Below are 21,512 nucleotides of genomic sequence, written 5' to 3' on the forward strand. Positions count from 1 at the left end.
AGTGAAGTTCCGAAGGAGTGCACAGCTCATCGGCCTGAGCGCAGAACCCATGGCCGGCGACCAGCCGCGCGGGAACGCCCGGTAGCGGGTGTCGAAGGCAAACTCGTGTCGGTTAGCGCCCATCCAAGTGAAGGGAATACACGGGGAGACGAACCAGCTCACCGAGTGGTGAGCGGTCCACCGGCGCTGCGCCAGTCGATGAGGCCACGGCTCATGTTGACCGCGTCGAACCCGTTTTCAACAAGTAAGTTCGCCGCACCGGCAGAGCGGATGCCACCGGTGCAGAAGGTGATCATGAGACGGTCATCGGGGAGCTCCAGTCAACGGCCGGGCAATTCCTCGAGCGGCACGTGGACGGCACCCGGAATATGCACCCGATTCCACTCGAACTCGCGGCGAACGTCCACGACGAGTGCGCCGTCCGCGACGAGACGGACTGCCTCAGCAGCGGATACGGACGGCGATCGGCGCAGGTAGTGGCGAAGACTCATGCGCTCCACACCGCCAGCCTCAGGCCGCGGAGAGTGCCCGTAGAGCCTTGGGCAGACCGCAACAGGGAATGCATACCTTCAGGCTACCTGAAGGTTATCGCTTCTCCCCCAACACCTGACCCATCTGGGCACGCAGCGCGTCCGCCAGACCCGGATGTTTCGCGGTGAACTCCTCATCGAGGCGGGCCACCACCTCGGCAGCCTGAGCCAACAGCGACTCACCCTCGACCGTGACGCACAGACTCGACGCGGAGCCGGCGGATGCCGTCCCATCATCGACGAGGCCGGCCTCGACGAACGCCACGACCGCTGCGTGAACACTCTGCACGGTGATGCGCGAGCGCCGGGCCAGCTCGCTGAACGAGATACCCGGGGCGCCACGAACGTGACCGAGCAGTCCGAAGTTGCGAGTGGTCAGCCCGAGGGGCTTCAGACGTTCGGCGAACTCCCCCTCCCAGGCCCGACCCACCGCAAGAAGCGCAACAGTAGGGCTGAAGGGCGGCGACTCAGCAGGCATGGGTGCAGGCTACTTGCCGCCGACGGGCTGCACATGGCCTCGGTGGTCATCTTTAAGGCACACTTACACCATGACTTGTAGCCTGACTGCAAGTTCTCCGAGGCGGAGACGAGAGAAAGAAGGAACATGACCGACGTACCGCGCAAGCTCGAGATCGCGATCCTGGTATGCCCCGGCTACATGCCGGTCGACATCATCGGCTTCCACACCGCGCTGGGAGTGCTGCCCGACGTGAACGTGCATCTCGTCTGGAAAGACCGGGACGAGATCTCCGGCTTCCCGCATTTCCCCACGCGCGCGACCACCACCTTCGAGGAGTGCCCTGCCGACCTGGATGTCCTGTGCGCGGGAGCCACACCCGCCGAGATCCTTGAGGACGCCGAGACACTGGAGTTTCTTGCCGACCGCGGCAGTCGCGCGAAGTGGGTCGCGGGCACCTGCTCGGGAAGCCTGCTGTTGGGTGCGGCCGGCCTGCTGCGCGGTTACCGGGCCACGACCAACTTCCACGTCTACGACCTGCTGCGGTACTACGGCGCGGAATCGGTGCCGACCAGCAATGTCGTGGAAGACCGCAATCGCATCACCGCCGGCCCCGCGACCGGAAGCTTCGAAGTCGCCGTGCAGCTGATCCAGCACCTCCGGGGCACGGAGGCCGCCAGGCTGGCCGAGCTGAGCATGGAGTACGCACCGAAGCCCCTGTTCGGGGTCGGCACACCGGACCTGGCCGGCCCCGAGCTCACGGAGGCCGCAGTCGCCATGACAACCGACCTGACCGCCGGATACCTCAAGGTTTCGGAACGGGCGGCCAAGCGGCTCGGCGTAACGGTGCAGCCGGCCTGATCATCGGAGTCCGACGACCTGGGACACTGTTATCGCGAGAGCCCAGTACGAGTCGCGATCGGTAGGGAGAGCCCAGGTGAGCAGCAAGGCGCCAGAGAGTTCGCTGTCGACCGTCATGCTGGTGATCGCCGCCGGCCGACGTCTGCAGGAGCGGCTGGAAGCAAGGCTCGCCGATATCGGCCTGTCCATGCGACTCTTCGGCGCGCTCGGACACATCTCCCGCAACGCCGACCTGTCGTACAGCGACTTGGCCCGCCGAGCAGGCGTCACGAGCCAGAGCATGCGCGCCACCGTCCTCATGCTGGAAGAGTTGGGGGCGGTGGAGCGCGACCTACAGGGACAGGGGCACCGCGCGCGGCTGGAGTTGACCGAGCACGGCCGCTCGCTGCTGTCCGAAGCGCGGAATATCGTCTCCGATCTGGATACGGAATTCCTGGCCGACTCGGCAGAAGACCAGAAAGAGACACTGGACGAATTCTTCACCCGTACGCTTAGAGCCCCGATCAACATCCAGCCCGCGGAGTCCTGATGGGGATCACGTGCTCTGGCATGCCGAACTTGGCGAGGCTCTTCGTTTGAGGTACGCGCAAGGAACGGGAGACCGTTGCCTCCACTCGGTCCGCGAGGGTCAGAAGAGCGCGACGGGGTTACTGGCACTCGAAGTGACGCCGACCATCCGCCAAGGCAGCGCCGCGAAGAAGAACTCCGAGCGCTCCTCCTCCTTGCACACCGCAGCGAGCTCGGTGAGGTTCATGTTGTCGACGAGCCACAGGCCGAGCGCCACGAGTCCGACCGTGTGAACGGGGCGCGTGAGATCCGGACCGTACCCGGATGGCTGCACGTCCTGGACCCCGTCGTTGCCGAGTACGGCGACGTCCCGCTCACGTAGGAAGGGCAGACAACTCGCGTGGAGGCCGGCTTGACGGGCAGCGGGACCGATCGCGTCGGGGCCCTCAGTAAGGATGGCTGCCACATTGCCGGTGTGGACCAACAGGGCATCACCGGCGCGTACCGTGACCCCCTGCCTGGCCTCGGCCGCCTTCAACTCCTCCGGCATGACCGCGTGGCCACGATCGAGCCATTCGACACCGTGAAGCGCTGCGATGTCGAGCAGTACGCCGCGAGTGAGGAAGCCGTGTTCGGCGTGGTGCACCGAGAGCTTGCGCGCGCCGCTGATCGACTTGTTCTCGGAAGCCGGGAAGCCGTTGTAGTTGGTGCCATCCCACGAGTAATGCGCGAGACCGTCGATGTGGGTGTTCGATCCATGCGCAGCGATCCCCACATATTCGGTGACAGCGTCGAACCGCAGCGGGCTGCCGAAGTGTTCCTCGACCTCGTTCAGACCCGTGAAACGGTGCACCTGGGCGATGCCAGAGCCGAGTGCATCGCCCGCGCGCGGATCTATGTCGCGGGACAACGACACCGCCCGCCCGGTTCGGATCGTGCGGGCCGCGGCGGACCGGACCTCGTCCGTGATGGTGTTCAGTGTGCCGAGGCGGTCATCCTCGCCCCAACGCCCCCAATTGGACAGGGTCGTGAAGTACTCCAGGACCTCGTCTTCTGTGGCCTTCCGGCCGGTCACGACGTCGTCTGTCATCGCTGGCTTCCCTTCACCGTCGCGTAGTTGAGCGCTTGGAGGGCATCTGAAAATCCGTCGAACAACAGGCCTCTGTCCCCGGCGACCGTCACGACCCTCGAGTCGGTCGCAGCAATCCCGTCGAACTCCCACGGGCCGTTGGCGACCACGTACTCGATGCCGGCACGGCGGCATGCCAGGACCACCCGGTCATGGATCTTTCGCAGGTCCTCCTGGGTGACGTCGCCGTCGAAGCCAAGGGCCATGCCGAGGTCGAAGGGGCCGAACAGGAGGCCGTCCAGTCCCGACTGAGCTATCGCCTCTACATTTTCTACGCCCTCGCTGTCCTCGATGAGGCCGAACACGAGGACATCCGCATCTGCCGTTCGGTAGTCAATGGACCAGTCGGTGGTGATGTGGCCCACCGAGCGCACCGAGGGGCAGGCGCCTCGAATCCCCCGCGGGCTGTATCGGACCGAACTCGCCAGGCGTGTCACCTCCTCGACGGTCCGCACATGCGGGGCCATGATGCCAGTAGCTCCGAGATCAAGGACACGTTGTATAAACGACGGTTCGCGATCGGCCACCCGCACAATCGAGTCCATTCCTACGGCGTCCGCGGCTCGGATCAGCTCCCGAATCTCGGAAAGCCCGAAGCAGCCGTGTTCAGCGTCGATCCAGGCGTAGTCAAAACCTGTCTGTCCTGCAATCTCGATCACATCCGGGCTGGGCAGTTGCACGGCGACACCATAGGAGGTAGCGCCAGCTTCCCATCTGCTACGAATTCGGCGCGGTCGATTCGCTTTCATGCTTGGTACCTCGTCATTCGATCGATGCCCACTGTGCGGTGACTCTGTGCGAAATATCGTCGCACCGAGTCCTATCAGCTGTATTGGCTCCCAGGAGGCTTACCGCCGTCCCAACTGCTACGGGCGCCTGTCAGCTCTGCGCGGTGGGTCGAACGACGACCTCGTTCACGTCGACGTCGTCCGGCTGCTCGATGGCGAAGGCGATGGCGCGAGCGATTGACTCCGGCGACACGGCGAACTTGTCCCGGGCCGCAATGAGTTGGGCCCTCACCTCGGGACTCTCCACGGCCTCCACGAATCCCGTCTGGACGAATCCGGGCGAAATGATGGTCACGCGCAGAGCATCGCCGGATTCCTTTCGCAGGCCCTCGGAGATTGCGGTCACCGCGGCCTTCGTCCCAGAGTAGACCGCCATATTCGGCGACGTGGTGTATGCAGACGTGGAGGCAGTGTTCACAATGTGACCGAACCCCTGCTCATAGAAGACAGGAAGCGCAGCAGCTATACCGTACAGAACACCCTTGAGGTTGACATCAACCATTAGCTCCCAGTCCTTCACGCGCAGTTCAGCCAGCGGCGAGATCGGACCCACTCCGGCGTTGTTGACGAGAACGTCCAGCTTTCCGAACCGCTCGCAGGCCAACGCAACCAGATCGGCCGGGCCCTTGCGCCGGGTCACATCCGACTTCACATAAGCGGCTTCACCGCCGCCGGCCGTAATCCGCGCAGCCACCGCCTCAAGGGCATCCACGCGCCGACCGCCAAGGACGACCTTCGCACCGCGCTCGGCGAGCAGGACCGCAGTAGCAGCACCGATACCCGCGCCGGCACCCGTGATAGCAACGACCTTGCCATCGATACCCGACATAGTCTTCATCCATTTCCCTGATCGAAGGATCCGCTCCCGACCGGCCGACAGCCTTCATCCCGCGGCACAAATGCCAGTCAGACAGCATTGGGTTCACCACGGCCCCGGTGTGGCCGGTACGCACGCTTTGCGGGCCGGTGACAGGGAGCGGTCATGCCCGCGTCGCCATAGAGCGAGCGAGGAGGCCTCAGCCATAAGTGGAGGCGCATCCGATTCAGCTGGAACCGTACCGGGTGCGCCTCCACTTATCAAGCGGGGGCGTCCAGCGCCCGGGAAAGGCCGTGGCCAGAGCGGCTGGCCCTCAAGGCGTCGCCCACCCGCCGGGTCGCCGGGGCCCGCCTGCGGAAGGGGCCACACAGAAGCCGCCAGCCCCTCCGACAGACCTTTGACCAGGCGGCCAGCAGCGCTCAGCCTCGGCATTCCGCCAATGCCGGTCACCGCCGGTTCAGCAGTTGGGGCAGCTCCTTCGGGAGGCGCAGTGACCAAACAGACTGACTTCCAGGATGCGTCTACGTAGGCGAGATGGGCACCTCAGACGGAGCGGCGGAAGAGTATGGCGGTCGCCCCCTCGTCCAGGCGGGTCAAGAAGTGCCCAAGCTGATTTTCGTCGTGCCAGCCGTCGACACGCATGTCGGCTCACAACTGGTCGAGGGCTTCGGGATGCGCCGCCGGCTCGGATCCTGCCAGGCATGGAAGCCAGGAGTGCGGCGGGTGACCTCATACAAGGCATCCTCGCTGACACCATCAAGCCCGCAGGAGTCGCTGAATCAGCCGCGAAGCTAACGAAAGAAGGGCAGGTTGCCACTCATCGCCGGTACCCGATCTTCACTCTGGCTGCCGTACCTGCTGATCCCATGGAGAGCAGTCGGCGTCCTGGACTGCAATCAGCAGCGGTATTTCATTGCAGGCGGGCAGTCAGCCCGTCGAACGTGAGGTCGAGGAGGCGTTCGGCCTGTTCGCGCTGGTCAGGCTTGCCCGAGGCCAGGGCGATGCCGGTGAGGGCGGCGAACATATCGGTACCGCTGATGTCAGATCGAATGGCCCCAGCAGCAACGCCGGCATCCAGAAGGGACTCAAGGGCGTCCAGCATCAGTTCGCGGCTCTGGGCGTAGGGGTTGACGCCTGTCTCGACCAGGGCGCGCAGAGCGTCGGCCATGCCCATCTTGGCAGTCGCGTAGTCGATGAAGCGGCCCATCCAGGCACGCATGGCCTCCCGCGGCGGCATCGTCGCCAGCAACTCAGGGGCCGCGTCGCACAACTTGGCCAGCTCGCTCCGATATGCCGCTTCGATCAGGATCTCTCGGGTGGGAAAGTTCCGATAGAAGGTGCCGCTGCCGACCCCCGCCTCCTTGGCGATGCGCTCCAAGTGCGCACCCAGGCCCTCTTCCGCGAAGATACGCACTGCCGCGGAGAGGATCTTCTCCCGATTACGCTGCGCGTCGGCACGTAGCGGGCGACCTGCTTCCCTGGCCATATCGGCGAATCTCCCTCACTCTGAAGTTGCTAAGTGGAGGCGTGCCCACTTACACTGAAATAACTGGGGCTCCCCCCGCTTCTACTGTAGGGCACCGTATGTCCGCAGCCGTTTCACCAGGACAGCCAAGGTCCTACGCACCTCCTCGCCCGGTCGGCGGCAAGCCCATCTGACCCGAAGATGCCTGCAGCAGGCCGGCCCGCCAGGGCGGGAGCCCCTCACTCCGTCTGCGCAGTACCCCACAGCGTGGTGCTGCGCGGTAATCCTCGTGAATGTCGCAGGAGGAACACCATGGGTTTCACACTCGAAGGCAAGGTCGCCGTCGTCACTGGCGGCGCGTCCGGGGTCGGCCTGGGTATTGCCCAGGAATTCGTCGCCCACGGCGCCAAAGTAGTGATCACCGATCTACGGCAGGACCAAATCGACGAGGCGGTGAAGATCGTCGGCCCGAACTGCTTGGGGATCGTGGCGGACGTCACGAGTCTGGAGAGCATGGGAGCGATGTACGAGCAGGTCAAGGACCGCTACGGGCGGCTGGACGCGGTCGTGGCGAACGCCGGGATCGGCGCTCACTCCGCGCTCGGCTCGATCACGGAAGAGCAGTTCGACCGTACTTTCAACGTCAACGCCAAGGGTGTCCTGTTCACGATCCAGCCGGCACTGCCGCTGATGGCGAACGGCAGCACGGTCGTCATCATCGGTTCGACCGCGTCCATCCAGCCTCCGCGCGGAATGGGCCTCTACGGTGGATCAAAGGCCGCGGTCCGCGCGTTCATCCGGTCCTGGATCCAGGACGTCAAGGGCTCCGGTATCCGGATGAACATCCTCAGCCCCGGCGCTGTCGACACCGAGTCCCTGCGCAGTGCCCTGGGCATGGCCCAGGGCGCAGACCAAGTCCCCGCCGCCATTGCGGAGATGGGTGAGGGCAATCCCACCGGCCGCATCGGCACCCCCCGCGAGATGGGCAAGGCCGCAGTCTTCCTCTCCAGCGACGCCTCCAGCTTCATCACGGGTATCGAACTCTTCGTCGACGGCGGCATGGCCCAGGTCTGAAACAGTGACACAAGCGGGTCCCGGCAGGCCTGAATCGCACCGGCCCGTGCACGCGGCGCTATCGGCCAACTCGGCGGCCTCATGACAGCCCTTCCGACCTTCGCGGGCGAGTGCCCGTTATCGCACCTCGGGCTCGGGGAACGCGCGCTGTACAGCGGCGATCGCCGGGCGCAGGTGCGGCGTGGGTTCTTGGTCGGCCCTCCACGTGAAGTAGGTGATCAGGCGCGCAGGGCGCGTAAGAGGCTTCATGACGTACTGGGTGGGTCGGGCGTCGCGGAGGAAGGTGTGTCCGCTTCCGGCGAGCGGGAGGAACGCGCAGTGCTCTCCGCCCGACAGCAGCAGAGCAAGACCGTCCTCGACTGCGGGGTTGACCCGGTCGACGAGCGGCAGCATCTCCAGGTACGCGGCGATGTCGGCCGGGAAGCGCAGCGGATCCACCGTCGCGGCGAGTCTCAGTCCGACGAGGTCTCGGGGCGAGACGGCATCCAGCGCGAGGAACCGGCCGGTGGCGGGAACAGCAACGCCCATTTCTTCCTCGAGCACCGGCAGTTGCAGCAGCGAGGAAGGCTCCTCGGACCGCCAGACCAGCGCGAAATCGAGGGCACACGATCGGAGCAGTTTCAGCTGACGGTCGGAGTCGAGCGGCTGAGGCGCGACAGAGCAACCACGGAGGGCGGGCGCGAGCACCGTACTGATGAACCGGTCGCGGAAATCGGAGGGCAGCGACCGCACACCGAGGCGTACCGAGCTCGCGATGCCGGTCCGGAAGATCGCCTCGATCGTGTTCAGTTCGCGCATGATCGCCTCCGCTCGCGGGAGCAAGGACTTCCCGGCGGGCGTGAGCGAGGTGCGGCGGGTCGTGCGACGGAACAGAGGTGCACCCAGCTCCGCTTCCGCCTCCTGGATCCGGTGGCTGAGGCGCGAGGGCGCCACGTGCAGAGACCGGGCAGCGGCGGTGAAGCTCAGCGTCTCAGCGACCGCGAGGAACGCCTGGAGGTGCACGATCTGCAGTTTCATTGCTCTGTCTCTCGATGCTCACTGATGCGGATTACAGAATAATAGCTGAACCATTGCGGGTTACGGTGCTAATGGCTTGTTCTCCCTGCAGACAAGGAAGTCAGCATGACCAGAGAGACCGCTCCCTCGCCGACCCAGGATCCCGCCGCCGGCATCGGCGGACGCATCGACCGAATCCCCGCCCCCACTCGACGACATCTCGGCCTGATCGCCATGCTGGCCGGGCTGTTCATGTTCGACATCGTCGATTTGGGATCGTTCGCCTACGTCGCCCCGGTCATCCGTGAGCAGTGGGATCTCTCGATCGAGACCATCGGCATCCTCACCAGCACGGCCTTCCTGGGGATGGTCTTCGGAGGGTTGATCGGCGGCCGTCTCGCCGACCGGTTCGGCCGGCGGCCGGTCGTGCTCATCGCCGTGACCTTCTTCTCCCTGGCCTGCCTCGCCTCGGCCCTGGCCACCGGCCCGGTGTTTCTCGGGGTGACACGGTTCCTCACCGGCCTGGGACTTCAGGCGGCCACCAGCGCGATCCTGGTGATGGCATCGGAGATGTTCCCGAAGCCCTTCCGCGGACGTGCGATGTCGATCATCCTCGGGTTCGCGCTCATCGGTGCGCCGATGATCGCGCTCGTGGCGCGCATCGTGGTGCCGATGGGGACGTGGCAATGGATCTATGTCGCCGGCTCCGGCGGTGTGATTATCGCGTTGATCGGCATCAAAGTGCTCCCCGAGTCACCTCGCTGGCTGGCCAGTCACGGCTGCTACGAACAGGCTGACGCCCTGGTGACCCAGTACGAGGAGGAGTACGTCCGCACGAAGCGTCGGGAGCTTCCGGCGCCCATCGTCGACACCTTCGTGCCGGTCGCCACGAAGACCTCGACCGCGGCGATCTTCTCCCGCGGGCTGATCGGACGCACCCTGGCCGCGACGGCCGCGTTCTGCATACTCATCCTCCTCAACTACGGCCTCCCGCAGTGGCTGCCGGTCATCCTGATCGACCGCGGGTATCCGCAGGACGATGCGCTCACGTTCGCGTTCATCCTGTCGTTCGCCTACGTCATCGGGGCGTTCCTCTCGGCGCTGATCATCGACCGTTTCGAGCGGAAGACAACCATCACGGCCTGCGCGGTGATCCTCATAGGCGCCTACCTGGCCGTCGGGTTCATCCCGAGCGTCCCGGTCCTGCTGATCGCCGGGTTCCTGGCCGGTCTGCTGAGCCAGGCCATCTCCGCCGCCATGTACTCCTACGTTCCCGAGATGTTCCCGGTCGAGGTCCGAGGAATCGGCGCCGGGTTCGCCAATGGCATGGGCCGCGTCGCCGGCGTGTTTAGCGGCGTGATCGTGGCCGCGGTGATCGCCGCCTTCGCAACGGAAGGCGTGTTCGTCTACCTCGCGGTCGTCGCTCTCGCGATGGCGCTGGTGATCCAGGCCGGCCCGCGTATCGGCATCCGCGAGGCCCGCAAGCGACTGCTGCACGGGCAGCAGCCGAAGGCTGTGGAGCCCGAACGCTCGGACGACAGGATTCCGACCGCCTGAACCACTGGACCACGCCCGTGAACGACGTACAGAAAGCAAGAGAAGCGATGCTCTTCCCCCGCCCCCGCAGGATCCGCACTCGCCTGGACGCCGGCGAGCCAGCCTTTGGTCTCGCCGTCCAACTGCCCTCGCCTGACATCGTCGAGATCGCCGGTCAAGTCGGGTACGACTACACCTGGATCGATGCCGAACACGGGTCGTTCGGGCTCTCGGAGATACGAGAGCTCATCCGGGCCGCCGACGCGGTCGGGATCGACTCCGTCGTCCGGGTGCCCGATCACTCGCCGTCCTTCATTCAGCGCGTCCTGGACCTCGGTGCCACCGGGATCATGGCTCCTCATGTGCGCACCGCGGACGAGGCACGCGCGCTCGCCTCGGCTGCCCGGTACAGCCCGAAGGGAATCCGTGGCGCGTGTCCGTCGGTCCGCTCGGTCGGACACATCACGACCGACTGGCCGCACGACGCCGCCCGCGCCAATGACGACGTCTTCGTGTTCGGCCTCATCGAGGACATCGAGGGGATCGAGAACCTCGATTCCATCGCACGCGACGGCGGCCTGGACGGTCTGCTGTTCGGCCCCTTCGACCTCTCCATGGCACTCGGGCTGAACGGGGAGGTGCAGCATGAGCGTCTGCTCGAGTTCCACGACCAGGTCGTGGGAGCCTGCACAACCGCGTCGATCGAATACGTCACAGCCAATGCCGCGTGGGAGTTCGGCGGGGTCGACTCGACTGGATCGCGCATCGTGACCGTGGCAGGAGACCGCGGCGTCGTGTTCGAAGGAAGCCGTGACGCACTCAGCGCCGTGCGCGACAAAATCCGGTCAGGAGAGCTCCGATGAGCCACAACCAGCCGACACCGGAGGCAGAGGGCTACCGGTCTGGCATGCTGGAGAACGACGTTGCGATCGTCACCGGCGCGGCTTCGGGAATGGGCGCGGCCACGGCGCGGCGCTTCGTCGCCGAGGGCGCTCGTGTGATCCTCGCCGACATCGACGAAAAGCAGGGCGCCGCACTGACCCAATCGCTGGGTGAGCGGGCGATGTTCGTCGAGACGGATGTCGCCTCGTCCGCCGGATGGAACACTGCCGTCGAACAGGCGGAGAGCGCCTTCGGCCCCGTCACGATTCTGATGAACAACGCCGGAGTCGACGCGTTCGGCTTCATCGAGCACACCGAACACGACTCCTGGGCCCGTAGCCTGGCGGTGAACCTGCAAGGCCCCCTGCTCGGGATGCGTACGGTCATCCCGTCGATGCGGCGCGCGGGGCGCGGATCCATTATCAACGTCTCCTCTCTACAGGGACGCGAAGCCGAGGTCGGCGTGGTGCCCTACATCGCCGCGAAGTTCGGGTTGCGGGGACTGTCGAAGGCCGCAGCAGTGGAGCTCGGTCGTGATGGCATCCGCTCGAACACGATCTTCCCCGGTCTCATCCGCACGGGTATGACCGAGGGGCAACGCGACCACTACATGGGCCTGATCCCTCTGGTGCGCGCCGGTGAGTCCGACCGGGCGGGACATGCTGACGACGTGGCTGCCCTGGCCGTGTTCCTCGCCTCGTCCCGCTCGTCGTACATCACGGGCGCGGAGATCACGATCGACGCGGCGAAATCGGTCCGGTTCCCGACACTGCTGCATGACTACTCCGCCGAACTCGCGTGGCTCGCGAAGAACGATGAGGTGGATGCGTCATGACGTACGACTCACGAACCACGGTTGTGCTGGGTCCGGCCTGTGCGATCACCCTTGGGGTCACCGAGACACTCCGCAAGGCCGGCAATGACGTGACCATCGAGCCCGGGTACGTAGGTGCCGCCTCGACGACTGCGTGCGTCGACGGGGTCGTGCTCGTCGTGGGCGCACCGGATGCCTACGGGCTCGACGCCGGGGACCTGCACAGCTACCTCTCGGTGATCGCCACCGCTGCCGGGCGAATCGAATGGCTGATGGCCGGGGACGCGACCCACGATCGATCCGTGGTGCTCGTGGCCCCATCCGTCGGGTCCTCTCTACGCGCCGGCCCGACGGCCGTGAGCGCGGCCACCGGCCTGCTTCGAGGGCTCTCCCAGGCGTGGGCCGTCGAATGGGGCGGGCGCGGGGTCCGCTGCAATCTCGTGCAGCCGGGCATCCTGGACACGGACGCGCATGTCGACCACCAGCCGGCGACCATCCCGCTGCACCGCCCCGAGGGCAGAACCGGCACGGCACAGGACGTGGCCGACGCCGCTGCGTTCCTCAGCTCCTCCGACGCCGCCTATCTCAGTGGAGTCGAACTGGACGTCGACGGTGGCCTGAGCGAGAACCGCCAATCCTTGCTTTCGGTGCTGTGGGCAGAGGGATCGCTCACTCCGGAACAAAATCCCTTCGCACGGCTCCTCGGAAAGGCCTGACCCAGCAGCTCCGACTTGTTAGGACCTGCCTACGATGCGAGCCGCCCCGCCCGGTGCGGTGGTCGGGCCTTCCTGACCACCGCACCGGGCGGACATTTTCGAGCAAGTATCTAGATCTCGCCCTAATATTGGGCACATGGTCGAGGTGGATCGGGTGCGACCCCTGGAAGGCGACGCCACCGTTGTCTTCCTCAGCGAGGACCTGTGCGTATTGAATGCCGCCCTTGATCCTGCAACCGCCGGCAGCACCTTCGTGAGTCCAGGTATTCCGCTGGCCGAACTGGTACCGGGGAAGGACAGAGAAACAGCCCTATCCCGACTGAAAGACGTTTTGGCGACCGGTCGGCCTTCCGTCGACCCAAGTTCTCGGAGGTGGCGACTCCAGGTACCTGGAGGCCCACTGTACGTGGCATTGAGCGTGGTGAGGTCAGTCGACATCGGAGGCCGACCGACACTGGCAGTCACATTGCTGAACGTCTCGCAGCAGACTTCGCAGGCTGGGCGCTTGCAATTCCTCAAGGAAGCGTCGGAGCCGATGGGGACTTCGCTCGATGTCCTCACGACAGCACGGCAGTTGGCGGAGGTTCTGGTCCCGGGCCTGGGCGACTTCGCAATCGTAAGCCTCGCCACGGAGATCAGCACAGGAGAGGAGCCGCCGAACAGGACTGGCGGCGGCAATGTGGCATTGCGTCGTGCAGCACTCGCTCCCGCAGGCAGAGAGTGGCCGGAGGGCTTCCTCCTGGAGGGCGAGGACCTCCCGCCACTCCCGAACCAGGAGGTCATCAGGGCCTACCAGCGCGGCCAGGCCTTCTCCCTGACCGGCCGGGCGTCCATCACCGCCGTTCACGGAGACGATCCCGCCATGATCCGAGCCATGGTGCCTGCGGCCGGAGAGTTGTCGGTAGCTTGCGCACCACTTGTCACGGAGCGTGGGCAGGGCGCTCCGGGGCTACTGCTGGGCTCGATCGAGGTCTGGCGTAGAGCGTCCTTTGACGATGTTGAGGTGCGACTGCTCCAAGGGGAGGCATCGCGGGCCGCAGTCGCCATCGACAATGCGCGCCGCTATACGCGGGAACGCAGGATGTCTCTGGCCTTGCAACAGAGCCTGCTGCCACGAACGTCCGGCGAAATGGTGGCGGCCCAGACAGCAGGCGCGTATCTGCCGACGGCGGCAGCCGGACGGCACGAGTTGGGGGGCGACTGGTACGACGTCATCGCCCTGTCCGGAGTGCGGGTGGCCCTGGTAGTCGGGGACGTGGTGGGTCACGGACAGCGGGCAGTGGCAATGATGGGCCGGCTTCGGACAGCCGTGCAGACACTCGCGGATCAGGATCTCGCCCCCGATGAGCTAGTGACACATCTGGACGACCTGGTCGCCCGGATCGACGCGGAGAGCCCGGAGTCGCCGTTGGGCTCCACCTGTCTGTACGTCATTTATGACCCCATCACCCGTACTTGCAGCATGGCCAGCGCAGGTCACCCCCCGCCGATACTTGTGCACCCGGACGGACGCGCGTCACTCGTCGACATCCAACCCGGCCCCGTACTCGGTCTCGGCGGCCACCCGTTCGAGGTCGTTGAATTCAAGGTGGCGCCCGGGTCGGTACTCGCGCTCTACAGCGACGGCCTGATTGAACACCCCGACATCGATACAGGGATCAAAAACCTGGTCGACCGATTGAGCGGCGTCAGCCCGGATGATGCTCCCGAGGCGATCGTCTCCCGGCTGGTGGAGGGGAAATCAGCCACCCGCGATGATGCCACGGCCCTGGTCGCCCGCCTGCGCGAGATGCCGCCCGGCAGCGTCGCGGCCTGGGAACTCGCCGCAGAGGAATCAGCCGTTGCCACAGCCCGGAAGAGCATCCGTCAACACCTCGCCGAAACTGAAGCGTCCGACGAACTCTCCTTCACCACGGAGTTGGCCGTCTCCGAGTTGGTGACCAACGCGGTCCGCTACGGCGGAGGAAGCAGCGTCACACTGCGCCTGATCCGCGAGGGCGACCGCCTGATCTGCGAAGTTTCTGACCCGTCCAGTACCGCGCCACACCTCAAACGCGCCCACAGTGACGACGAAGGCGGACGCGGACTCTTCATCGTTGCCCAGACTGGTCGGCATTGGGGCGTCAGATTCACCGACCACGGCAAGATTATCTGGACCGAACTGCTCTGGAGGTGAGGGCCGCACGGCCTGCCGGACCGCTCAGGTGTGGCGGTCCATGGTCTTCTTGCGCGGGCCATGGACCGCCATCTGAGCGCCTGGAGAATCCCCTCTGTTCAGTGCGCCGCCTTCTAACCGACCAAGGTCGGCTCCTGAGCGCCACGGAGACCGGGCTGGGCATCCAGCGGGGCCAGGGCGCGCAGAATCTCCTCCACGCTCTTCTTGGCGTCGCCGAAAAGCATGCTGGAGTTCTCACGGAAGAACAGCGGATTCTGTACGCCGGCATAGCCGGAGGCCATGGACCGCTTGAAGACGACTACGTTCTCCGCCTCCCACACCCTCAGTACGGGCATGCCTGCGATGGGACTTGAGGGGTCCTCTGTCGCGGCCGGATTGACGGTGTCGTTGGCGCCGATGACCAGCACCACCGAAGTGTCGGCGAAGTCGTCGTTGATCTCGTCCATTTCCAGGACGGCGTCGTACGGGACCTTCGCCTCGGCCAGCAGAACATTCATGTGCCCGGGCAGCCGGCCCGCCACCGGATGCACGCCGAACCGCACCTCCACCCCGCGCTCGCGCAGGGTCCGCGTCAGCTCGGCCACCGGATGCTGGGCCTGCGCGACCGCCATGCCGTAGCCCGGCGCGATGATCACCGACGAGGCGCTCTCCAGTAGCGCTGCGGTTTCCTCCGCACTGGTCTCGCGGTGCTCGCCCTGCTCGTCGTCACTGCTCGCCACGGCCTCGATGCCGAAGCCGCCGGCGATCACGGAGATGAACGAGCGGTTCATCGCCTTGCACATGATGTAGGACAGGTACGCACCGGAGGAACCGACCAGTGCCCCGGTCACGATCAGCAGATTGTTGTTGAGCAGGAATCCGGCAGCCGCTGCCGCCCAGCCGGAATAGCTGTTGAGCATGGAGACGACGACCGGCATGTCGCCGCCACCGATCGAGGCGACCAGGTGCCAGCCGAGAACGAGGGCCAGGGCGGTGATGGCGATCACCAGACCGAGACTCGGGGTGATCGCGAACCAGATGGTCAGCCCCAGGAACACGGCCAAAGCTCCTACGTTGAGGGCGTTCTTGCCCGGCAGCATCAGCGGCGCCGACTTGATCCGGGCCGACAGCTTCAGAAAGGCGATGATCGAGCCAGTGAAGGTGACCGCCCCGATGAAGATGCCGATGGACACCTCGGCATGGTGGATGCGGAGCAGGTCGGGAGCGATCGCAGTCTGCGCCGAGCCGTGCGCCTCGACCTCGTAGTAGCTGTTCCAGCCGATCAGCACCGCGGCGAGGCCGACGAAGCTGTGCAGGATGGCGATGAGTTCCGGTATCTGGGTCATCTCGACCTTCCGGGCCCGCCAGATGCCCGCCGCGCCGCCCACCACCATCGCGGCAATGATCAAGACGATGGCGACGGCCGAGATGTCCCTGCCCGCGATGACGATCGTGGCGACCAGCGCCAGTGTCATACCACCGATGCCGTACGCGACGCCGGCTCGCGAGGTGTGGTGCTGGGAGAGTCCCGCGAGACTGAAGATGAAGAGCAGGGCCGCGACGATGTCGGCGGCCTGGATAGCCGTATGGGCAGTCATTGTGCTCAGCCTCTCGAGAACATGCCGAGCATGCGGCGGGTGATGGCGAATCCTCCGAAGACGTTCACGGACGTCAGCAAGATCGCGATGAACGACAGCACGGTGACGGTCGCCGAGTCATGGCCGATCTGCACGAGCGCGCCGATCACCACGATTCCGGAGATCGCATTGGTGACCGACATCAGCGGGGTGTGCAGCGCATGGTGCACCTTGCCGATGACGTAGTAGCCGATGACCACGGCGAGTGCGAACACCGTGACGTTCCCCGCCAGTTGGGCTGGAGAGAACGCGATCAGCAGGAACATCGCGGCCATGCCCAGGCCCACCAGACCAAAGCGAGCAGTCGCCGGCATAGGCTTCTTCGGCTCGGCGGCCTCCTCATCCGGAACGACGGTCGCCTTCGCAGGCGCGGCCGACACCTCCACGGGCGGCGGGGGCCAGGTCTTCTCGCCGTTCCGCACCACGGTCACGGAGCGCTGCACCACGTCGTCGAAGTCCAGCTCGAGGTGCCCGTCCTTCTCCGAGGTGAGCAGCTTCAGCAGGTTGACGAGGTTGGTGCCGTACAACTGCGACGCCTGTGCGGGCAGGCGACCGACCAGGTCCGTGTAACCGATGATCGTCACGCCGTTGTCGGTGACGATCGCCTCACCGGCCACCGTGCCCTCGACGTTGCCGCCCTGGGCCGCGGCCATGTCGACGATGACACTCCCGGGCTTCATCGACGCCACGTCCGCAGCGGTGATCAGTCGGGGTGCCGGGCGGCCGGGTACCAGGGCCGTGGTGATGATGATGTCGACGTCAGCGGCCTGCTCGCTGTAGACCTCCGCAGCGCGCTGGTTGTACGCCTCCGACGTCGCCTTGGCGTACCCGTCGGTGCTGGCCTGTTGCTCCACCTCGACGGCCAGGAACTCGCCGCCCAGCGAGCGGACCTGGTCGGCGACCTCGGCCCGTGGGTCGGTGGCCCGTACCACTGCGCCCAGGCTGTTTGCCGCGCCGATCGCCGCGAGTCCGGCCACACCGGCACCCGCAACCAGGACCTTCGCCGGCGGCACCTTGCCCGCGGCGGTGACCTGGCCGGTGAAGAACCGGCCGAAGACGTGCGCGGCCTCGATAACCGCGCGGTAGCCCGCGATATTGGCCATCGAGCTGAGCACGTCCAGCGACTGGGCCCGGGAGATCCGCGGCACGGCGTCCATCGCCAGTACCGTGATGGGCCGCCGCGCGAGCTCGTCCAGCAGCTCGGAGTTGAACCCCGGGGCGATCAGCCCAACGAGCACGGCGCCGTCCCGTAGCCGCCCGATCTCCTGCGACGACGGGGCATTGACCTTCAGCACGACATCCGCCTGCCAGGCATCCCCGATCAGGGCCCCGGCCTCCTCATAGGCGTCGTCGGTGAAGCCCGAGGCCACTCCGGCCTTCGACTCCACGACGACCTCGTAACCCAGTCCGAGGAGCTGACGCACACTGGACGGTGTCGCCGCGACGCGGGTCTCTCTGGTGGCAGATTCGGCGACGACACCGACCTGCTGCGGTGGTGATTCCGACATCAATAGCTCACTTTGCATGCGAAATGGTTTCTGAGCAGCGATAAATGACGGGCAGTAGCTCAAATTCGACAGAAGCGTTCCCCTCGCCTGCAACGCTGCGATTCAGCGGGCCAGGGGATCGAGGTCGACCCGAACGCAGCGGGTGGCCTGTGTGGCTACGGACGGACCTTAGTCCTGCGCGGTCGGACGGATGACGATGGTGCCCACGTCGACGCTGTCGGGCTGCTCGATGGCATAGGCGATGCCGCCGGCCACCGCCTCCGGCGGGATCGCGATCTTGTCCATCATGGTCTGGATGTCGCCCCTGACCGTCTCGTTCATGGGCTCCGCGAACTCCGTCGCAACGAACCCCGGCGAGATGGTGGTGACGCGGACGCTGCCGTTCGACTCTTGGCGCAGGGCCTCGGAGATGTCGGAGACTGCACTCTTCGTACCGGCGTACACGCCCATGGTCGGAACGATGCGCAGGCTGGCAGTGGACACGGTGTTGACGAAGTGCCCGAAGCCCTGTGCCCGGAAGACAGGCAGGGCTGCGGCGATCCCGTAGAGGACACCCTTCACATTGATGTCGATCATCTGCTCCCAGTCCTCGACGCGGAGCTCGTCGAAGGGGGAGATCAGACCGATGCCCGCATTGCTGACGAGGGTGTCCAGCTTGCCGAACCGGTCACAGGCCAGCTTGACCAGGGCGCTCACGTCGTCACGCTTCGTCACGTCCGTGCTGATCCAGGCGGCTTCACCACCTGCTTTCTCGATGCGACCGGCAAGAGCCTTGAGACGCTCCGGACGGCGTGCCGCGAGGACTACCTTCGCACCTCGTTCGGCCAGCAGAAGCGCGGTCGCCTCGCCGATGCCGCTGCTGGCACCAGTGATCGCCACGACCTTACCTTCGATACCCGACATGATTGAGAGTCCTTCCGGACGGACGATGGGAGCGGGCGGGCGCCATGCTCTACAGCCAAAAGTGGCGGCGTCCCCGCTTCACGCCTACACTAAGTGGCGGCACCTCCACTTGGCAAATGGGCAGGCGGGAGTGGGGCAGCACCCTTTTCCGGAAGTTCTCGACCAGGGAGCCCTGGACGGGGCGGTCTACCCGCAACGACGTGGAGTCAGATGTTCAGGAAACAGCCGTGGTCCTCTTCATGATGCGGCGCGCCATCGCGAGGGTCATCGCCTCTGGTAGGCGGGAGCCGACTCGGGCGATGAGGTTGTTGAGCCGGCCGTCCACGACGGATGCCTTTCGAACGCCGAGTGCCTTGAGAGCAGTGGTGACCACCTGCTCGGGGGTGCGCATCTTGCCCAGCGGCGACTTCTGACCGCTCATCATGGGAGTGTCGGTCGGTCCGGGGCAGAGGGCGAATACGCGGACACCGGTGTCGGCGTTCTCGGCGCTCACAGCCTGAGTGAACGACAGAACGAATGCCGCGCTCGCAGTACGCGCCGCCATATAGGGGGCGGGCTGGAAAGCACCAGTTCCTGCGATGTTGATGATCACGCCGCCGCCTCGCGAGACCATGTCGGGCAGGACACGGACGGTGTTCTCCATGACTGTCCTGACGTTGAGATTGACAAGTGGGCCCGCGGCTTCCGGGTCCATGTCCGCCACTGCTCCGAGAGGGCTGAGGCCCGCGTTGTTCACAAGGAAGTCGATGGAGAGGCCGAGGTCGGCGATGCGCTGGAAGAGGCGTTCCGATGCGTGGGCTGCGGAGAGATCGATTCTCTCCGTGAACACGTCAACGTGATGCGCGGCGCGAAGCGACGCCGCCAAGGCGTCAAGCTTGTCGATCGACCGCGCGACGAGCAGAAGGTGGGCGCCGCGCGCTGCGAGCCGACGGGCGAACTCCTCGCCGATGCCGGAAGAGGCCCCGGTGATCAGGGCTGTTCGGCCGGAGATGACGGACGGGTCGTACATGACGGCTCCTCGCTTTACGGGTTGGCGACGTCACCGGAGCAGTGCCGGCCCCGATGTTCCAACTGTGGTTGAGAGGGCCCTGGCGCGAGGTCGACGCCATCTCCAGCCCGGAGTTGTTCAGCGTGGCCAGGACTGCAAGGTCGTCCGCGGTCACGGGCCGCGGGCTTCACGGGATGTCGAGGGCGCGTGAGGCCGTCGGCAAGTCGTCAGCGGCGGATCTTGTGGATTGCCTTCTCGGCTCGGCCCGCTGAGATGCCTGATCTGAGCGGCCGCAACGCTGTCGTGGTGCAGCTGAGAGGGCAACCGTGTGGTACGTCGCCGACACCGCCTGCCTGGCGGATATCTCGTCCATTCGGATAGCGTATCCGATTACCTTTGCGCTGGGGCCGGTAGGGCGCCCGGAGTGCTCGCCTTGCCTCCCGGTTCTTGCCACCCCTGAGGCTCACTGGGAGGGGTTCAGACGGCGTGACCGGCGAAGGAGCGGCTGAACTGCTGTCCCGACTGAACCATCGCTCGGACGTCGCCGAGCCGCTTGTTCTCGTAGTCTCGGAGAGCATGTGTCAGCGCTGGTCCTTGGACACCGGATGCAACAGATTCAGCGAGGGCCTCGGCGTCGTCAAGCGACGCGTTGAATCCGGAACCCGTCATAGGGGTCGGCACATGCGCAGCGTCTCCCACGAGGGCAAGGCGCCCGTTGACGAGTCTGTCGGGAACGTACTCTGCGATCGGAGTGCCGATGACGGCATGCCTTGCAGCGCAGTCGAGGATGACATCGCGCCAGAGGGCCGGCCAGAGGTCATTGGCCTCTGCTGTGAGTTGACGGAGAGTCGCCTCTGGCATGTCCGCGGAAGCGAGTGAATGGTGCACGACGTCGCCGACGACGCACCCCGTGTTACGGAGGAGTTCATTGCGGCTGGCGTCGAACCAGCCCCAGCCGAGCCGGCGGGACCCCGGAACGGCAGAGCCGTCGCGGCCGGGCAGCGGGTAGCCGAAGAGGTAGCTGTCCCCGGTGCCCAGGATCTCCATGGCCCGGGGCCACCGGTGCCGTGAGGGAATCGCGGACTCATCGGTCAGACCGATCCAGAGCACATATCCGGCGAAGGTCGCGTCGGGCCTGTCAGGTGAGACGCTCCTGCGCACGACACTTCGGTGACCATCGGCGCCGATCAGGACATCACCACGGAACACCTGGTGGTTCGAGGTAGTCGCCCACGCGGAATGGGCGTCCTGGCCAACGCTCTTCACGGACGTGTTGTGACGAAGCTCGATGTGGGGATCGGCGTCGACGGCCGCACGCAGCCGGTCATGAACGGCGGTCCAGGTCATCACAGGGGCGGAGTCGGATGAAGGGCTGAGCGCCGTCGAGTCCCCATCCGAGCGCTCGCGCCCTGTGAGTCTTTCGAACAGGCCTTCACGCACAGAGCCGAGAGACGCACCAGTGCGAGGGAAGTCGTCCACTCGCTCCAGCATCGTGACGTCGATTCCGGCGCGAGAAAGGGCCAGACCGGTCATCAAGCCTGAAAGAGATGCGCCGACCATGACGGCGGTGCCCTGACGCCCGGAACAATCGCGAACGGGGTGCATCTTGCGTGCTTGCGTGTTCATGATGTTGATTCCCTCATGCACGGGAAACCACAGCGGCGCTGTTGGTGCCGACATGGCCCAACCCCTCTGGTTGGCGATCCGCACATCGGACTCACCAACCAAGTGGACACGTGTCCGATCACA

General features: G+C 65.7%; 21 protein-coding genes and 1 pseudogene. 8 read left to right on the plus strand and 14 right to left on the minus strand.

The features are described 5' to 3' along the window. Positions 1–158: 158 nt before the first annotated feature. The 3 genes from ACIHFB_RS26345 to ACIHFB_RS26355 form a co-directional block, all read right to left on the minus strand. Positions 159–296: a rhodanese-like domain-containing protein gene (locus ACIHFB_RS26345; RefSeq protein WP_400128091.1), complete on the minus strand. Its 138-nt coding sequence runs from the start codon at positions 294–296 to the stop codon at positions 159–161. Between the two features lie 24 nt (positions 297–320). Beyond that, positions 321–491, minus strand: coding sequence for a rhodanese-like domain-containing protein (locus tag ACIHFB_RS26350; RefSeq protein ID WP_365282071.1), 171 nt, complete (start codon positions 489–491; stop codon positions 321–323). Between the two features lie 94 nt (positions 492–585). Continuing rightward, positions 586–1,008: a MarR family winged helix-turn-helix transcriptional regulator gene (locus ACIHFB_RS26355; protein ID WP_400128092.1), complete on the minus strand. Its 423-nt coding sequence runs from the start codon at positions 1,006–1,008 to the stop codon at positions 586–588. Positions 1,009–1,134: 126 nt separating this feature from the next. Here ACIHFB_RS26355 and ACIHFB_RS26360 point away from each other — a divergent pair, with 126 nt between their 5' ends. Then, positions 1,135–1,848 (plus strand): DJ-1/PfpI family protein, encoded by a 714-nt coding sequence (locus ACIHFB_RS26360; protein ID WP_365282032.1) that lies wholly within the window; start codon positions 1,135–1,137, stop codon positions 1,846–1,848. A 76-nt stretch (positions 1,849–1,924) separates the two neighbouring features. Further along, positions 1,925–2,377, plus strand: a complete 453-nt coding sequence (locus ACIHFB_RS26365) for a MarR family transcriptional regulator (RefSeq protein WP_365282033.1) — start codon at positions 1,925–1,927, stop codon at positions 2,375–2,377. Between the two features lie 99 nt (positions 2,378–2,476). Here ACIHFB_RS26365 and ACIHFB_RS26370 read toward each other — a convergent pair whose 3' ends face one another. The 4 genes from ACIHFB_RS26370 to ACIHFB_RS26385 form a co-directional block, all read right to left on the minus strand. Further along, positions 2,477–3,445 (minus strand): cyclase family protein, encoded by a 969-nt coding sequence (locus tag ACIHFB_RS26370; RefSeq protein WP_400128093.1) that lies wholly within the window; start codon positions 3,443–3,445, stop codon positions 2,477–2,479. Then, complete coding sequence (locus ACIHFB_RS26375; RefSeq protein WP_365282035.1) at positions 3,442–4,164, minus strand: aldolase/citrate lyase family protein; 723 nt, start codon at positions 4,162–4,164, stop codon at positions 3,442–3,444. Before ACIHFB_RS26375 ends, ACIHFB_RS26370 begins: the two co-directional genes overlap by 4 nt. Before the next feature lie 199 nt (positions 4,165–4,363). Beyond that, positions 4,364–5,101, minus strand: a complete 738-nt coding sequence (locus ACIHFB_RS26380) for an SDR family oxidoreductase (RefSeq protein ID WP_365282072.1) — start codon at positions 5,099–5,101, stop codon at positions 4,364–4,366. An 898-nt stretch (positions 5,102–5,999) separates the two neighbouring features. Next, positions 6,000–6,575 carry a helix-turn-helix domain-containing protein gene (locus ACIHFB_RS26385; protein WP_365282036.1) on the minus strand — a complete coding sequence of 192 codons (576 nt, stop codon included), beginning with the start codon at positions 6,573–6,575 and terminating at the stop codon, positions 6,000–6,002. A gap of 291 nt (positions 6,576–6,866) precedes the next feature. Between ACIHFB_RS26385 and ACIHFB_RS26390 the strand changes: the two genes are divergently transcribed. Continuing rightward, on the plus strand, positions 6,867–7,628 hold the full coding sequence (locus ACIHFB_RS26390; protein ID WP_365282037.1) for an SDR family oxidoreductase: 762 nt from the start codon (positions 6,867–6,869) through the stop codon (positions 7,626–7,628). A 117-nt stretch (positions 7,629–7,745) separates the two neighbouring features. On the opposite strand, the gene ACIHFB_RS26395 is transcribed toward ACIHFB_RS26390, so the two are convergent. Together ACIHFB_RS26395 and ACIHFB_RS26400 are read right to left on the minus strand one after the other, a co-directional pair. Beyond that, positions 7,746–8,426, minus strand: a complete 681-nt coding sequence (locus ACIHFB_RS26395) for a LysR substrate-binding domain-containing protein (protein ID WP_365282073.1) — start codon at positions 8,424–8,426, stop codon at positions 7,746–7,748. A gap of 39 nt (positions 8,427–8,465) precedes the next feature. Then, positions 8,466–8,645, minus strand: a pseudogene (locus ACIHFB_RS26400) (LysR family transcriptional regulator); the annotation flags it as partial. A gap of 105 nt (positions 8,646–8,750) precedes the next feature. Between ACIHFB_RS26400 and ACIHFB_RS26405 the strand changes: the two are divergent. The 5 genes from ACIHFB_RS26405 (at position 8,751) to ACIHFB_RS26425 (ending at position 14,748) form a co-directional block, all read left to right on the plus strand. Then, positions 8,751–10,181 (plus strand): MFS transporter, encoded by a 1,431-nt coding sequence (locus ACIHFB_RS26405; protein WP_365282038.1) that lies wholly within the window; start codon positions 8,751–8,753, stop codon positions 10,179–10,181. Between the two features lie 47 nt (positions 10,182–10,228). Continuing rightward, positions 10,229–11,023, plus strand: coding sequence for an aldolase/citrate lyase family protein (locus tag ACIHFB_RS26410; RefSeq protein WP_365282039.1), 795 nt, complete (start codon positions 10,229–10,231; stop codon positions 11,021–11,023). After that, positions 11,020–11,877, plus strand: a complete 858-nt coding sequence (locus tag ACIHFB_RS26415) for an SDR family oxidoreductase (protein ID WP_365282040.1) — start codon at positions 11,020–11,022, stop codon at positions 11,875–11,877. Before ACIHFB_RS26410 ends, ACIHFB_RS26415 begins: the two co-directional genes overlap by 4 nt. After that, positions 11,874–12,572 (plus strand): SDR family oxidoreductase, encoded by a 699-nt coding sequence (locus ACIHFB_RS26420; protein WP_365282041.1) that lies wholly within the window; start codon positions 11,874–11,876, stop codon positions 12,570–12,572. Before ACIHFB_RS26415 ends, ACIHFB_RS26420 begins: the two co-directional genes overlap by 4 nt. Positions 12,573–12,708: 136 nt before the next feature. Beyond that, positions 12,709–14,748, plus strand: a complete 2,040-nt coding sequence (locus ACIHFB_RS26425) for an ATP-binding SpoIIE family protein phosphatase (RefSeq protein ID WP_365282042.1) — start codon at positions 12,709–12,711, stop codon at positions 14,746–14,748. 113 nt (positions 14,749–14,861) lie between these two features. Here ACIHFB_RS26425 and pntB read toward each other — a convergent pair whose 3' ends face one another. From pntB to ACIHFB_RS26450, 5 genes are all read right to left on the minus strand, one after another. Further along, positions 14,862–16,325, minus strand: coding sequence for a Re/Si-specific NAD(P)(+) transhydrogenase subunit beta (gene pntB / locus ACIHFB_RS26430; RefSeq protein WP_365282043.1), 1,464 nt, complete (start codon positions 16,323–16,325; stop codon positions 14,862–14,864). 5 nt (positions 16,326–16,330) lie between these two features. After that, positions 16,331–17,872 carry a Re/Si-specific NAD(P)(+) transhydrogenase subunit alpha gene (locus tag ACIHFB_RS26435; RefSeq protein WP_400128094.1) on the minus strand — a complete coding sequence of 514 codons (1,542 nt, stop codon included), beginning with the start codon at positions 17,870–17,872 and terminating at the stop codon, positions 16,331–16,333. A 168-nt stretch (positions 17,873–18,040) separates the two neighbouring features. Then, entirely contained in the window at positions 18,041–18,775 is a 735-nt protein-coding gene (locus tag ACIHFB_RS26440; protein WP_365282045.1) for an SDR family oxidoreductase, read from the minus strand. Positions 18,776–18,989: 214 nt separating this feature from the next. Further along, entirely contained in the window at positions 18,990–19,784 is a 795-nt protein-coding gene (locus tag ACIHFB_RS26445) for an SDR family oxidoreductase (protein WP_365282046.1), read from the minus strand. Between the two features lie 456 nt (positions 19,785–20,240). Continuing rightward, positions 20,241–21,443 (minus strand): FAD-dependent monooxygenase, encoded by a 1,203-nt coding sequence (locus tag ACIHFB_RS26450; protein ID WP_365282047.1) that lies wholly within the window; start codon positions 21,441–21,443, stop codon positions 20,241–20,243. Positions 21,444–21,512 lie beyond the last annotated feature (69 nt).

Origin of the sequence: Streptomyces sp. NPDC051963 (genome assembly GCF_044593495.1) — a bacterium.
Lineage (GTDB): Bacteria > Actinomycetota > Actinomycetes > Streptomycetales > Streptomycetaceae > Streptomyces.

Coding starts and splice junctions, on each gene's coding strand:
- ACIHFB_RS26360 (WP_365282032.1), top strand. CDS start 1,135: ATGACCGACGTACCGCGCAAGCTCGAGATCGCGATCCTGGTATGCCCC.
- ACIHFB_RS26450 (WP_365282047.1), bottom strand. CDS start 21,443: ATGTCGGCACCAACAGCGCCGCTGTGGTTTCCCGTGCATGAGGGAATC.
- ACIHFB_RS26425 (WP_365282042.1), top strand. CDS start 12,709: ATGGTCGAGGTGGATCGGGTGCGACCCCTGGAAGGCGACGCCACCGTT.
- pntB (WP_365282043.1), bottom strand. CDS start 16,325: ATGACTGCCCATACGGCTATCCAGGCCGCCGACATCGTCGCGGCCCTG.
- ACIHFB_RS26405 (WP_365282038.1), top strand. CDS start 8,751: ATGACCAGAGAGACCGCTCCCTCGCCGACCCAGGATCCCGCCGCCGGC.
- ACIHFB_RS26395 (WP_365282073.1), bottom strand. CDS start 8,426: ATGCGCGAACTGAACACGATCGAGGCGATCTTCCGGACCGGCATCGCG.
- ACIHFB_RS26410 (WP_365282039.1), top strand. CDS start 10,229: ATGCTCTTCCCCCGCCCCCGCAGGATCCGCACTCGCCTGGACGCCGGC.
- ACIHFB_RS26370 (WP_400128093.1), bottom strand. CDS start 3,445: ATGACAGACGACGTCGTGACCGGCCGGAAGGCCACAGAAGACGAGGTC.
- ACIHFB_RS26380 (WP_365282072.1), bottom strand. CDS start 5,101: ATGTCGGGTATCGATGGCAAGGTCGTTGCTATCACGGGTGCCGGCGCG.
- ACIHFB_RS26420 (WP_365282041.1), top strand. CDS start 11,874: ATGACGTACGACTCACGAACCACGGTTGTGCTGGGTCCGGCCTGTGCG.
- ACIHFB_RS26390 (WP_365282037.1), top strand. CDS start 6,867: ATGGGTTTCACACTCGAAGGCAAGGTCGCCGTCGTCACTGGCGGCGCG.
- ACIHFB_RS26415 (WP_365282040.1), top strand. CDS start 11,020: ATGAGCCACAACCAGCCGACACCGGAGGCAGAGGGCTACCGGTCTGGC.
- ACIHFB_RS26435 (WP_400128094.1), bottom strand. CDS start 17,872: ATGTCGGAATCACCACCGCAGCAGGTCGGTGTCGTCGCCGAATCTGCC.
- ACIHFB_RS26350 (WP_365282071.1), bottom strand. CDS start 491: ATGAGTCTTCGCCACTACCTGCGCCGATCGCCGTCCGTATCCGCTGCT.
- ACIHFB_RS26345 (WP_400128091.1), bottom strand. CDS start 296: ATGATCACCTTCTGCACCGGTGGCATCCGCTCTGCCGGTGCGGCGAAC.
- ACIHFB_RS26385 (WP_365282036.1), bottom strand. CDS start 6,575: ATGGCCAGGGAAGCAGGTCGCCCGCTACGTGCCGACGCGCAGCGTAAT.
- ACIHFB_RS26445 (WP_365282046.1), bottom strand. CDS start 19,784: ATGTACGACCCGTCCGTCATCTCCGGCCGAACAGCCCTGATCACCGGG.
- ACIHFB_RS26440 (WP_365282045.1), bottom strand. CDS start 18,775: ATGTCGGGTATCGAAGGTAAGGTCGTGGCGATCACTGGTGCCAGCAGC.
- ACIHFB_RS26355 (WP_400128092.1), bottom strand. CDS start 1,008: ATGCCTGCTGAGTCGCCGCCCTTCAGCCCTACTGTTGCGCTTCTTGCG.